We start from the raw sequence: 13483 nt of genomic DNA, 5'->3' as shown, positions 1-13483 counted from the left end.
GGGAGCTGTCGGATGGTCAGAAAAGGACTGGGCATGTCGGTTGAGACGATAGACACGCTTGTCGTTGGTGGCGGCCAGGCTGGGGTGGCCATGAGCGAGCACCTGAGCAAATGCGGGGTGCCGCATCTCGTTCTCGAACGCGGCCGCATCGCCGAGCGCTGGCGCTCGCAGCGGTGGGACTCCCTGGTTGCCAATGGCCCGGCCTGGCACGACCGCTTCCCGGGCATGGAATTTCCTGTGACAGGCCCCGATGGCTTTCCCTCCAAGGAAGAGGTCGCCGACTATTTTGTCGCTTACGCAAAGCAGATCAATGCGCCGGTCCGCTGCGGCGTCGAGGTCAGGCTTGTGCAAAGAAACATAGGGCGGCCCGGATTCCGTGTCGAGACGTCCGATGGCGTGATCGAGGCCAACAGCGTTGTCGCGGCGACCGGCCCTTTCCAGGTCCCGGTCATCCCGCCCGTCGTTCCTGCCGATGCCGGCATCCTGCAAATCCACTCCAGCGCCTACCGCAATCCCGCGCAGTTGCCGAAAGGCGCGGTGCTGGTGGTCGGCGCGGGATCCTCGGGCGTCCAGATTGCGGACGAACTCCAGCGTGCTGGCAAACGCGTCTATCTCTCGGTAGGCGCGCACGACCGCCCGCCGCGCGCCTATCGCGGCCGCGACTTCTGCTGGTGGCTGGGCGTTCTCGGCAAATGGGACCTCGAAACTCCAGGACCCGGCACGGAGCATGTCACGATCGCGGTGAGCGGCGCGCGGGGCGGAGAAACGATCGATTTTCGCCGTCTGGCGGCGCAGGGGCTTACGCTCGTCGGCATGACGAGGGCGTACCAGGACGGCGCCATGACCTTCGCGCCCGATCTTGCCAAAAACATTGCCCGCGGTGATGCCAATCTGATGGCATTGCTGGACGAGGCCGACGCCTATGTCGCGCGCAACGGTCTCGACCTTCCCGAAGAACCCGCTGCCCGCCGGATCGGCCCTGACCCGGACTGCGTGACCAATCCGATCCTCGAGCTCGATCTGACCGAAGCCGGGATAAGTTCGATCATCTGGGCGACGGGCTTTGCCGTCGATTACAGCTGGCTGAAGGTCGATGCCTTTGACGAGCAGGGCCGGCCGAGGCACCAGCGCGGCGTCTCGACCGAGCCAGGGATCTATTTCCTGGGCCTCCCCTGGCAGTCGCGAAGGGGTTCCAGCTTCATCTGGGGCGTATGGCACGATGCCAAGCACGTGGCCGACCGTATTTCGACGCAGCGCAAATATCTCGCTTATCACGCCGCCGCTAAGCGCGAGACCGTGGACGCCTGACCGCCGCCGCAAGCCCGACCTGATGGAGATCAAGATGAAGCATACCCGAATTCGTACCTTCAATACGAAGGACACTTATCCCGAGCAGAAGCTCGACAATGATCTGTGCCAGGCAGTCGTCACACGGGGTGGCCGGACGATCTATCTGCGCGGGCAGTGCCCGCAGGATCTCGACACCGCCAAGAATATCGCCAGCCACGATCCGGTCGAGCAGACCCACAAGGTGATGCAGAATATCAAGCAGCTCATCGAGGAATGCGGCGGCACCATGGAGCATCTGGTGAAAGTGGTGGTCTACATCACCGATGTCCGCCATCGCGAAGCCGTCTACCGAACGATGGGCGAATACATCAAGGGCGTCTATCCAGTTTCGACCGGCCTTGTCGTGTCGGCCCTGGCAAGGCCGGAATGGCTGGTCGAGATCGACGGCACGGCCGTAATTCCGGACTGAGCGCCATGACCTTCTCCATCGTCGCACGGTGCCGGCGCACCGGCATGTTCGGAGTGGCGGTATCCTCGTCATCCCCCGCAGTCGCGGCTCGCTGCGCCTATGCACAGGCCGGCGTCGGCGCCGTTGCCAGCCAGAATGTCACGGACCCGACGCTCGGGCCACGGGCGCTGGAGCTGATGGCGCGAGGCGCCTCCGCCGCCGAAGCCGTCGTGATCCTGAAGCGCACGGCTGCTTTCAGCGAATACCGGCAGGTCCTGGCGGTCGACAAGGCCGGCGGCAGCGCGATCCATTCGGGACCGAAAGCGCTTGGCATCTGGAGCGAGGCACGCGGCGAGGACGTCGCCTGCGGCGGCAACCTGCTTGCCAGCGATAGGGTTCCGCAAGCCATGGTGGACGCCTTTCTCGCCTCCGAGGGCGATCTCGGGGACCGGCTGATTGCCACCATGCGAGCCGCGCTCGAGGCCGGCGGCGAGGCGGGGCCTGTCCGTTCCGCCGGCATGAAACTGGTACGCGATGTGTCATGGCCGGTCGCCGACCTGCGTTGCGACTGGACCGAAGGGTGTCCGGTCGAGCAGCTGGCAATGCTGTGGGACATCTATAAGCCCCAGCTCGATGCTTATGTCACGCGCGCCCTCAACCCGTCCGGTGCGCCAAGCTACGGCGTTCCCGGTGATGAGTAGTTCGACAATCTGGAGCCAGCATGAGCGAACTCAGTCATAAGGATTGGATCAGCAAAGCCTCGGCTATCCGTTTTCGCGACAGGGCGTTCATCGATGGCAAGGCAATGCCCGCGCGTTCCGGCAGAACATTTACCAGCATCAATCCGGCCACCGGAGCAACGCTCGCTGAGGTGGCTTCCTGCGGCGAAGAGGACATCGACCTTGCCGTCGCCGCGGCACGCCGCAGTTTTGAGGCCGGCGTCTGGTCGAGAGCGACCCCTCAGCATCGCAAACGGGTGCTGCTGCGGCTGGCGGAATTGCTGCGCGAGAACCTGCAGGAGCTCGCGCTGCTGGAATCTCTTGATATGGGCAAGCTGGTCAAGGACGCAGCGACCGTCGACGTGCCGGGGTCGGCGGCGATCTTCCAGTGGTATGGCGAAGCGATAGACAAGGTCTATGACGAGGTGGCGCCGACGGCCCGAGGCGACCTTGCTTTGGTACGGCGCGAGCCGCTCGGGGTCGTGGGCGCCGTCGTGCCGTGGAACTTTCCGCTCGATATGGCGACCTGGAAATGCGCGCCCGCGCTGGCTGCGGGCAATTCGGTGGTGCTCAAACCCGCCGAGCAGTCGCCTTTCTCGGCGCTCAGGCTGGCCGAGCTTGCCATGGAGGCAGGGCTGCCCGCCGGCGTGCTCAATGTGGTGCCCGGCCTCGGCGAGACGGCCGGCCAGGCGCTTGGCCGTCATATGGACGTGGATTGCCTTGCCTTCACCGGATCGACCGCCGTCGGCAAGATGTTCCTGCAATATTCCGGCCAGTCGAACATGAAGCAGGTCTGGCTGGAGACCGGTGGCAAGAGCCCCAATCTGGTGTTCGCCGATTGCGGTGATCTGGACGCGGCAGCCGACATGGCCGCCTTCAGCATCTTCTTCAACCAGGGACAGGTATGCTCGGCCAACTCCCGGCTTCTGGTGGAGCGCGGCATCAAGGATACGCTCGTCGAGAAACTGGCGCAGCGCGCGACGGCGACCCAGCCCGGCGATCCGCTCGACCCTGCATCCAGGATGGGTGCGATGGTGGACGCGCGCCACGCGGCGACCGTCATGCGTTTCGTCGATGGCGGCAAGAAGTCGGCACGGCTGGTGACCGGCGGCGACCGGGTTACCGTCGACGGGCGCGGCAGTTTTGTGCAGCCCACGATCTTCGACGACGTCTCGCCCGACGACCCGCTTGCGCGCGACGAGATATTCGGTCCGGTCCTGTCGGTGATCGCCTTCGACACCGAAGACGAGGCGCTTCGCATCGCCAACGACAGCGTCTACGGCCTGGCCGCATCTCTGTGGACCGACAGCCTGTCGCGGGCGCATCGTCTCGCGGAAGGGCTGCGCGTCGGCACGGTTTCCGTGAACACCGTCGACGCGCTGAGCCCGATGACTCCCTTCGGCGGTTTCAAGCAGTCCGGCTTCGGGCGCGACCTGTCGCTGCACGCGCTCGACAAGTACACCGCGCTGAAGACTACCTGGATAAAATATTGAGAAGCGGCCGCGACTTGATCGCCGGCTGCAAACCGGCAACATAGCCACCATGCCGCTTCGCTTCACGCTGAGACAACTCGAATATTTCGTCGCCGTTGGCGAAGCGGGTTCGATCGCCAAGGCGGCCGAGCAGGTGAATGTCTCGCCGCCATCGATCTCGGCGTCGATCGCTCAGCTCGAAGCCGAGTTCGGCGTGCAGCTTTTCGTGCGCAAGCATTCGCACGCGCTGGCGCTGACGGCGGGCGGGCGCCTGTTCCTCAAGGAAGCAGCGCGTCTGCTTAACGACGCGGATGCGCTGCACGACATTGCCGGGGATATCGCCGAAAAGGTGCGCGGACCGCTGGCGATCGGCTGCCTGCTCACTTTCGCCCAGATCGTGCTGCCGGCACTGCGCAAGAAATTCGAGGACGCCTATCCCGATGTGCGGGTCAGGCAATTCGAGCGCAACCAGGGGCAATTGTTCGAGATGCTCCAACGTGGCGAAATAGACGCCGCGCTGACCTACGATCTGGAGCTGTCGCAAGACATGACTTTCGAGCCGCTGATGCAGTTGCCGGCCTATGTCATGCTGCCGGCCGCGCATCGCCTGGCGGCGAAGGCAGGTATCACGCCCGAGGAGCTGGTCGATGAGCCGATGGTGCTGCTTGACCTGCCCTACAGCAGGGAATATTTCCTGTCGGCTTTCCAGCCCAGGGGCCTGCGGCCCAAGATCGTCGAGCGCACCGGCGACATCGCCGTGATGCGCTCGATGGTCGCCAACGGCTTCGGCTACGGCATCGCCAATATGCGGCCGCTCAACACCATGTCGCCGGACGGCAAATTGCTGGTCTTTGTGCCTTTGTTGGGCGACCTCCGGCCGCTGACTATAGGAATTGCCCTGCCGAACGCCGAGCATCGCACGCTGACGGTGCAGGCCTTCATCGACCACTGTCGCCGCTTCGTCGTCGAGCAGGGCGTCTTCGGTACCGAGCGCATCGTGAAGTGAGGCCTGCCATGCGGCTCACGGCCAGCCGTCCGTGAGCCGTTCCAGCAATCTGTCCAGCATCGCGTCGCAACGACGCAGCTGTTCGACGCTGACAAATTCGTCGGGCTTGTGGCCCTGCGCCATGGAGCCCGGCCCGCAGACGACGGCAGGTGTGCCGAGATCGCGGCTGAACAATCCGCCCTCCGTGCCGAAGGCGACTTTCATCGTGTCGTTGGCACCGGTCAGCGACTTGACGAAGGCCACCGCCTCCGATGCGGCCGGCGTGTCGAGGCCCGGATAGGTGTTGGTGATCTCGATGTCGATCGCTGCCTCTGCCGCGATCGAAGCGGCGTCCCCGGCAATGCGCACCGCGGCGGCGCGCAGCCTGTCGAGAATGCTGGCGGCATCGTCGGCGGCAATGTTGCGGATCTCGAAATCGACGTGGCAGAGGTTGGGCACGATGTTGAGCGCGACGCCGGCATTGATCTTGCCGACATGAACCGTCGTGTACGGAATGTCGTAGTCGCCGTCGCGGGCGCCGTCGCGGGCCAGCCGTTCCTGTTCGTCACGCAAGGCGCGCACGAAATCGCACCCGAGGTGGATCGCGTTGAGCGCCAGCGGGGCGAGCGCCGAATGGCCTTCGCGTCCCCTGCAGACGGCGCGAGCGGCAAGCTTGCCCTTGTGCCCGGTCGCCACCTGCATGTTGGTCGGCTCCCCGACGATGCACAGCAGCGGGCGCTGCGGCGCCGCACTCAGCATTTCGATCAGGTCGCGCACGCCAAGGCAGCCGACTTCCTCGTCACAGGAGAGCGCCAGATGCAACGGCGTCCGAAGCGCGATCCTGGAGGCCTTGATGCAGGTGGCGAGCGCAGAGGCCACAAAACCCTTCATGTCCGCCGCGCCGCGCCCATAAAGCTTGCCGTCACGCTCGGTCATTTCGAAGGGAGGCAGCGTCCAGTTCTGGCCGTCCACGGGAACGACGTCGGTGTGGCCGGACAGCATGACACCGGGTCTGCCTGCCGGGCCAATGGTGGCAAAGAGGTTGGCCTTGTGCCTGTCCGCGCCGTGGACGATCTGGCAGGCAACGCCGCTCGCTTCGAGCAAGTCGGCCGCATAGCCGATCAAGTCGAGGTTCGAGTCGCGGCTCACCGTGGGGAATGCGATCAGCCGTTCGAGAATCCTGATGCTGTCCATTTTCTGTCTCTCGGTCGGGTTCTGGCTGTCTAGCATCATGCCGCCGATGCTCTGAAGTCGCATTTCGCTCAGCCCCGGTTCAACGCAGACTAATTCGCGCCGGCGCGCGATTAGGCGCGTCCTAATCGGCACAGAAGAAATCCGTAGTTTTCCCGCACCGGCTCGAACTTATGAGTAGTCTCGGCAGCACCGGCGGTGCCGAGCCGGCAGGGAGGAAGCTACATGCGCGACCCACGCTACGACATCCTGTTCGAGCCGATGAAGATAGGTCCGGTGACGGCCAAGAACCGCTTCTATCAGGTTCCGCACTGCAATGGCGGTGGCTATCGCGATCCATCGGCGGCGGCAGAGATGCGCCGCATCAAGTCGGAAGGCGGCTGGGGCGTGATCTTCACCGAGCAGACGGAGATGCACCATACCTCCGAGATCACGCCCTTCATCGAACTGCGGCTATGGGATGACGCCGACATTCCGGCTTTGGCCAAGATGGCCGAGGCCATGCACGAGCACGGGGCGCTGGCTGGCATCCAGCTCGCCTATTCCGGCATCAACGGCCCCAATCTCTACACCAAGGAGGTGCCGCGCGGGCCGTCGGCCCTGCCGATCCGCACCTTCACCAATGATCCGGTGCAGGCGCGCGCCATGGAGAGAGAGGATATCCGCGACCTGCGCCGCTGGCACCGCAATGCCTTCAAACGCGCCAAGCAGGCGGGTTTCGACCTTGTCTGCCTCTATGGCGCGCATGGCTTCGGCATCATCCAGCATTTCCTATCGACGGCCACCAACCAGCGCGGTGACGAATATGGCGGCTCGCTGGAAAACCGTTCGCGGCTGATGCGCGAGCTGATCGAGGAAGGGCGCGACGCGATTGGCGACACGTGCGGCCTGACGCTCAGGCTGTCGCTGGACGAGATGATCGGTGAACTCGGCTTCGCCAATTCGGAAGTCCGCGACATGATCGAGATGCATGCCGAACTGCCCGATCTTTGGGATCTCGCGCACGGCGCCTGGGAGGATTGCTCGGGTCCGTCACGCTTCAAGGACGAGGCGGCGCAGGAAAGCCTGGTATCGGGCATCAAGAAGCTGACCTCGAAGCCGGTCGTCGGCGTCGGCCGCTTCACTTCGCCCGACGTGATGGTCAGGATGATCAGGTCGGGCACGCTCGATTTCATCGGCTGCGCGCGCCCGTCGATCGCCGATCCCTTCCTGCCGAGGAAGGTCGAGGAGGGGCGTATCGAGGACATCCGCGAATGCATTGGCTGCAACATCTGCATCACCGGCGACATGACCATGTCGATCTCGCGCTGCACGCAGAACCCGACCTTCATGGAGGAATGGCGCAAAGGCTGGCATCCTGAGCGCATGCAGGCGAAAGGCGACAGCGACAGCGTGCTGATCGTCGGCGCCGGGCCCGCCGGACTGGAGGCCGCGCGTGCGCTCGGCCTGCGCGGCTATAAAGTGGCCATCGCGGAAGCGGGCACCGAGCTTGGCGGACGCGTGGCGCGCGAAAGCAAACTTCCAGGCCTGTCGGCCTGGGGCAGGGTGCGCGACTATCGGCAGTATCAGCTCAGCCAGATGCCCAATGTCGACATCTATTTCGAAAGCCGGCTGTCGGCCGGTGACATCCTCTCGTTCGGCTTCCAGAACGTCGCCATTGCCACCGGATCGACCTGGCGCCGCGACGGCGTCGCGCGTGCCCATGTCGTGCCGATGCCGATCGACGCCGCGATGCCGGTCTACTCACCCGACGATCTGATGGCCGGCAAGGTTCCGGCCGGCAAGGTCGTGCTGTTCGACGACGACCACTATTACATGGGCGGCGTTCTCGCCGAGCTGATGGCGCTTCGGGGAACGAAGGTGACCCTGGTGACGCCATCGGCTTATGTCTCGGACTGGACCCGCAACACGCTGGAGCAAGGGGCCATTCACCGCCGCTTGGCTGAACTCGGCGTCGATATCGTCCTCAACAGGACCGTCACGAGTGTCGCTTCAGGTGGCGTCGTGACGGCCTGCGTCTACACCGGCGCTAAACAGGATCTGGCGGCCGATGCCGTCGTCCTGGTCACGTCACGCAATCAGGACGACGCCGTTTGGCGCGAGCTCAAGGCGCGGGAAAACGAGTGGGCCGACAACGGCATCCGTTCGGTCAAGGTCATTGGCGACGCCGAAGCACCGGGGCCGATCGCCTGGGCAACCTATGCCGGCCATCGCTTCGCCCGGGAGCTGGACGAACCTGACATCGGCGACGCATTGCCATTTCGGCGGGAAGTCGCCGCACTGGCGGCGGAATAGAACGCCGGGGCGCGGCAGATCAGATCGCCCGCCCTTCCTGGCCGAAGAAGTGCAGATGCCCGGGTTCGGCCCACAGGCCGACCTCGGCGCCGGTTTCGGGCGCCGGTCCTTGATTGTGGCCGGTCCTTGATTGTGGATGACGAGGCAGGTCTGACCACTGTCCAGCTCGACATGGAGGAGCGTGACGGCGCCGGTGTATTCGGCGAGGCCTTACCTTGCCGCGCAGCGATCCTGTTCCTCTGCTCCGACGCCGCGAGCTTCGTCTACGGCGCCGCGCTCGACGTGGATGGCGGCTCGATGTTCCGCTGACCGGGAGGGCAGCGGCTCCGGCGACGCTCGCTGACCCTTCCCGCCATTTATAGAGTTCAGTCGGTCGGACGATCCGCGACCGAACGCCGCCCGTCGATCCACAAGGCAAGCAAGGTGCAGGCCGCGCCCGAGAGCAGGTAGGCGCCCGCCGCGATGAGGCCGAAATTGCCGGCCAAAAGCAGGGCTGCGAGCGGCGCGAAGCCGGCGCCGAACATCCATGCGAGATCCGAGGTTATCGCCGAGCCGGTATAGCGATAGTGTCGCGAAAAGCTCGATGCTACGACGCCCGACGATTGCCCGAAACTCAGCCCCAGCAGGATGAAGCCCAACACCATGAACAGGGCCTCCCCGACGGTGCCGCCATCCAGGAGCTGCGGGGCAAAGCCGCTGAACGTCGCGATGGCGATCGCCGAACCGCCGAGCAGCGCACGGCGTCCGACACGATCGGCCAGTGGCCCCGACGCGACGATGGCCGCGATGCCGAACAGCGCGCTCACCGCCTCGATCGTCAGGAAGCGCGCCGGCCCCTCATTGGTGAACAGGAACACCCAGGAGAGCGGAAACACCGTCACCATGTGGAACAGGGCGAAACTCGCCAGCGGCGCGAAGGCGCCGATGACGACGTTGCGGCCTTCGGCCCTGACCGTATCCCTGATGCGCGTCGGCTGCAGGTCGCCGCTCTCGTACAATCTTGAAAATTCGGGCGTCACCACAATGCGCAGCCTGGCAAACAGGGCCACGACATTGATGGCGAAGGCGACGAAGAAAGGATAGCGCCAGCCCCAGGCAAGGAAGTCGTCGGCCGACAGGTTGGCGACGAAGAAAGCGAAGAGGGAACTCGCCACGATGAGGCCGATCGGCGCGCCGAGTTGCGGGATCATGGCGTAGAAGCCACGCCGGTTCTGAGGCGCGTTCAGCGCCAGCAGCGAGGGAAGTCCGTCCCAGGTTCCGCCGAGCGCCACGCCCTGCCCGATGCGGGCCAGCGCCAGAAGCCAGATCGCAAGCGCGCCGATATCGCCATAGGCGGGAAGGAACGCAATGGCGACGGTCGAGGTGCCGAGCAGGAACAGCGCGATCGTCAATTTCGCCCCGCGGCCATAGGCGCGATCGACGGCCATGAACAGAACGGAGCCGAACGGACGGGCGATGAAGGCCAGTGCGAAGATGGCGAAGGAGTAGAGCGTTCCGACGAGCGGGTCGTGCGTCGGAAACACCAGCTTTGGGAACACGATGACGGACGCGATCGCATAGACGAAGAAGTCGAAGAATTCCGACGTCCTGCCCACGATCACGCCGACCGCGATATCGCCCGCGCTGACCTGGCCGTGGTCCGAGCCGATCAGCCCGCTGTTTGTTTCGGCAGTCGAAGTCTGAGCCATCTTGTCCGTCGCCACCGCGTGGAATGAAATATCTGGGACCCAATCACAGGGATTCCATTGTGCGCGGCACACTGTGCCAGACCCACCCCGGCTGGGCATTGGACAAATTGTCCAATGTCAGCGCGCCGCCGCCGGCAGTAGCCCTTTGTTGATACCGCACCGCAACATCCCTCCGCGTGCGGCGGTCCATCGAGGGCAGCATCTGATGAAACGATTTGAGGCCTTGCTTCTGTTTCCCCTGACCGGGCTGTTGAGCGGCTGCGATATGGTCGTGCTCGCGCCGGCAGGCGATGTCGCGGCCCAGCAGCGCGACCTGCTGGTGGTCTCGACCTTGCTGATGCTGATCATCATCGTCCCGGTCATGGCGCTGACTGTCTTTTTCGCCTGGCGCTACCGGCACTCCAATGCCTCGGCGACCTATGCGCCGGATTGGGATCATTCGACGAAACTGGAACTGGTGATCTGGGCAGCACCGCTTCTCATCATCATATGCCTTGGCGCGCTGACCTGGCTCGGCACGCATTTGCTCGACCCGTACCGCCGGATCGACAGGATCGAACCCGGCCAGCCCGTCACCCAGTTGCACAAGCCGCTCAGGGTCGAGGTCGTGGCGCTCGACTGGAAATGGCTGTTCATCTATCCCGATTACGGCATCGCTGCCGTCAACGAGCTGGCGGCGCCGGTCAACCAGCCGATCGACTTCCGCATCACCTCCTCGGCGGTGATGAATTCCTTCTACATTCCAGCCCTCGCCGGGCAGATCTATGCCATGCCGGGCATGGAGACGAAGCTGCACGCCGTCATCAACCGGCCGGGCACCTATAGCGGTTTCTCCGCCAATTATAGCGGCGCCGGCTTTTCGGGCATGCGCTTTGCCTTCCACGGCCTATCCGATGATGCCTTCAGCCAGTGGGTGGCACAGGCCAGGACCGCATCCGCGGCTCTCAACCGCGACAGTTATCTCGAACTCGAAAAGCCGAGCGAGAACGAACCCGTCCGCCACTACGCCTCCGTCGATCCCGATCTCTATGGCGCCATCCTCAATCTGTGCGTCGAGCGCGGCAAGATGTGCATGGACGAGATGATGTCGATCGACGCCAAGGGCGGTCTCGGCCTTGCGGGCGTGCGCAACACCTTGCCGCTGCAATATGACAAGCTCGCCCGGCGCGGCGCGGTGTTCGGAAACGACCCCTCCTATGTCGCCAGCATCTGCACGGCGGAGGAGGCCGCTGCCGTCTCGCGCGCGTCGCGCGATGCCCGGCCGACCTATTGGCCGGTGAAGAACCTGTCCCCGCTGCGCGGGGCGGGACTGCTCCGGCCCCGGACAGACAGCCGCAGCGCGGCGGCCGATACGCCGGCCCTCGGCCTGCTGCGGCGCGAATTGTGAGAGACTTGCGATGCCCTATACGCTGACCAAATTCATTTTCGGCCGCCTCACCTGGGACTCGCTGCCGCTGCATGAGCCGATCGTTGTCGCCACCTTCGCCGCGGTGGCACTCGGCGGCATCGCGCTTCTAGGCGTCATCACCTATTTCAAGCTGTGGGGCTACCTGTGGCGTGAATGGTTCACCAGCGTCGACCACAAGAAGATCGGCATCATGTACATGGTGCTGGGGCTGGTCATGCTGCTGCGCGGCTTCTCGGACGCCATCATGATGCGCCTTCAGCAGGCCATCGCCTTCAATGGCTCCGAGGGCTACCTGAACTCACATCACTACGACCAGATCTTCACCGCCCATGGCGTCATCATGATCTTCTTCGTGGCGATGCCCTTCGTCACCGGGTTGATGAATTTCGTCGTGCCGCTGCAGATCGGCGCCCGCGACGTCTCCTTTCCGTTCCTCAACAATTTCTCCTTCTGGATGACGGTCGGCGGCGCCATCCTCGTCATGGCCTCGCTGTTCGTCGGCGAATTCGCCCGCACCGGCTGGCTCGCCTATCCGCCGCTTTCCGGCATAGGCTACAGTCCCGACGTCGGCGTCGACTATTATATCTGGGCGCTGCAGGTGGCGGGTGTCGGCACGACGCTGTCGGGCATCAACCTGATCTGCACCATCATCAAGATGCGGGCGCCCGGCATGACGATGATGCGCATGCCCGTCTTCACCTGGACGTCGCTCTGCACCAACGTGCTGATCGTCGCCTCCTTCCCGGTGCTGACGGCGGTGCTCTCGCTGCTGGCGCTCGACCGCTATGTCGGCACCAACTTCTTCACCAATGACTTTGGCGGCAATCCGATGATGTATGTGAACCTCATCTGGATATGGGGTCACCCGGAAGTCTACATCCTCATCCTGCCGCTGTTCGGCGTCTTTTCCGAAGTCACCTCGACCTTCTCCGGCAAGCGCCTGTTCGGCTACACGTCGATGGTCTACGCCACGGTGGTCATCACCATTCTGTCCTATCTCGTCTGGCTGCACCACTTCTTCACCATGGGCTCCGGGGCCAGCGTCAATTCCTTCTTCGGCATTACGACGATGATCATCTCGATCCCGACGGGAGCGAAGATCTTCAACTGGCTGTTCACAATGTACCGGGGCCGCATCCGCTTCGAACTGCCGATGATGTGGACGGTGGCCTTCATGCTCACCTTCACCGTCGGCGGCATGACCGGCGTGCTGCTTGCCGTGCCGCCGGCGGATTTCGTGCTGCACAACAGCCTGTTCCTGATCGCGCACTTCCATAACGTCATCATCGGCGGCGTGCTGTTCGGGCTGTTCGCCGGCATTGCCTACTGGTGGCCCAAGGCCTTCGGATTCAAGCTCGACCCGTTCTGGGGCAAGGTCTCGTTCTGGTGCTGGGTGGTCGGCTTCTGGTTCGCCTTCATGCCGCTCTACGTGCTCGGCCTGATGGGCGTGACACGCCGCATGCGCGTGTTCGATGATCCCTCCCTGCAGATATGGTTCGTCATCGCCGCCTTCGGCGCGGTGCTGATCGCCTGCGGCATCGCCGCCTTCCTGATCCAGATCTTCGTCTCCATCCGCAGGCGCGAGGCGCTTGCCGATCCGACCGGCGATCCATGGGACGGCCGCACGCTCGAATGGTCGACCTCCTCGCCGCCACCTGCCTACAATTTCGCCTTCACACCTGTCATTCGCGACAACGATGCCTGGTTTGACATGAAGCAGGCCGGCTACACCAGGCCGCTCGCCGGCTTCAAGCCGATCCACATGCCCAGCAATACCGGCACCGGTGTCATCCTGGCCGCCTTCAGCGTCGCGCTCGGCTTCGCCCTGATCTGGCACATCTGGTGGCTGGCGGCGCTGAGCTTCGTTTGCCTCATCGCCACCGCGATCGGCCACACCTTCAACTATCACCGCGACTTCCACATTCCGGCAACCGAAATCATTCGGACGGAAGAGGCGAGGACGACGCTCCTCGGGGCTGGGGTTTGA

10 protein-coding genes and 1 pseudogene are annotated in these 13483 nt (G+C 64.1%); 9 read left to right on the top strand and 2 right to left on the bottom strand.

Annotation, left to right across the window (positions count from 1 at the left end):
* Positions 1–33 precede the first annotated feature (33 nt).
* From LB555_RS14435 to LB555_RS14415, 5 genes are read left to right on the top strand one after another with little or no spacing between them, the layout of a single operon-like run.
* On the top strand, positions 34–1308 hold the full coding sequence (locus LB555_RS14435; RefSeq protein ID WP_224683259.1) for a flavin-containing monooxygenase: 1275 nt from the start codon (positions 34–36) through the stop codon (positions 1306–1308).
* 34 nt (positions 1309–1342) lie between these two features.
* Entirely contained in the window at positions 1343–1759 is a 417-nt protein-coding gene (locus tag LB555_RS14430; RefSeq protein WP_015316456.1) for a RidA family protein, read from the top strand.
* Between the two features lie 5 nt (positions 1760–1764).
* A complete protein-coding gene (locus LB555_RS14425) occupies positions 1765–2439 on the top strand; it encodes a DUF1028 domain-containing protein (protein ID WP_224683130.1) in 675 nt (224 codons plus the stop codon).
* Positions 2440–2459: 20 nt separating this feature from the next.
* Positions 2460–3950 carry an aldehyde dehydrogenase gene (locus LB555_RS14420; protein ID WP_015316458.1) on the top strand — a complete coding sequence of 497 codons (1491 nt, stop codon included), beginning with the start codon at positions 2460–2462 and terminating at the stop codon, positions 3948–3950.
* Positions 3951–3999: 49 nt separating this feature from the next.
* Positions 4000–4935, top strand: a complete 936-nt coding sequence (locus LB555_RS14415; protein WP_015316459.1) for a LysR family transcriptional regulator — start codon at positions 4000–4002, stop codon at positions 4933–4935.
* 15 nt (positions 4936–4950) lie between these two features.
* Here the strand turns inward: LB555_RS14415 and argE are convergent, their stop codons facing one another.
* Positions 4951–6108 carry an acetylornithine deacetylase gene (argE, locus tag LB555_RS14410; protein ID WP_224586275.1) on the bottom strand — a complete coding sequence of 386 codons (1158 nt, stop codon included), beginning with the start codon at positions 6106–6108 and terminating at the stop codon, positions 4951–4953.
* A 222-nt stretch (positions 6109–6330) separates the two neighbouring features.
* On the opposite strand from argE, the gene LB555_RS14405 reads away from it, so the two are divergent.
* Positions 6331–8400, top strand: a complete 2070-nt coding sequence (locus LB555_RS14405) for an FAD-dependent oxidoreductase (protein WP_224683129.1) — start codon at positions 6331–6333, stop codon at positions 8398–8400.
* Between the two features lie 222 nt (positions 8401–8622).
* Positions 8623–8709: pseudogene (locus LB555_RS29390) on the top strand (SDR family NAD(P)-dependent oxidoreductase); the annotation flags it as partial.
* A gap of 56 nt (positions 8710–8765) precedes the next feature.
* Here LB555_RS29390 and LB555_RS14395 read toward each other — a convergent pair.
* Positions 8766–10088, bottom strand: coding sequence for an MFS transporter (locus LB555_RS14395; RefSeq protein WP_224683127.1), 1323 nt, complete (start codon positions 10086–10088; stop codon positions 8766–8768).
* Positions 10089–10293: 205 nt separating this feature from the next.
* On the opposite strand from LB555_RS14395, the gene cyoA reads away from it, so the two are divergent.
* Both cyoA and cyoB read left to right on the top strand, forming a co-directional pair.
* A complete protein-coding gene (gene cyoA / locus LB555_RS14390; protein WP_224683126.1) occupies positions 10294–11475 on the top strand; it encodes a ubiquinol oxidase subunit II in 1182 nt (393 codons plus the stop codon).
* Positions 11476–11485: 10 nt separating this feature from the next.
* Complete coding sequence (gene cyoB, locus LB555_RS14385; RefSeq protein WP_224683125.1) at positions 11486–13483, top strand: cytochrome o ubiquinol oxidase subunit I; 1998 nt, start codon at positions 11486–11488, stop codon at positions 13481–13483.

The organism is Mesorhizobium sp. BR-1-1-10 (assembly GCF_020165595.1).
GTDB lineage: Bacteria > Pseudomonadota > Alphaproteobacteria > Rhizobiales > Rhizobiaceae > Mesorhizobium > Mesorhizobium australicum.
Note: the sequence above shows the minus strand (reverse complement) of the source record. Positions and strands in the feature narration are given on the sequence as shown.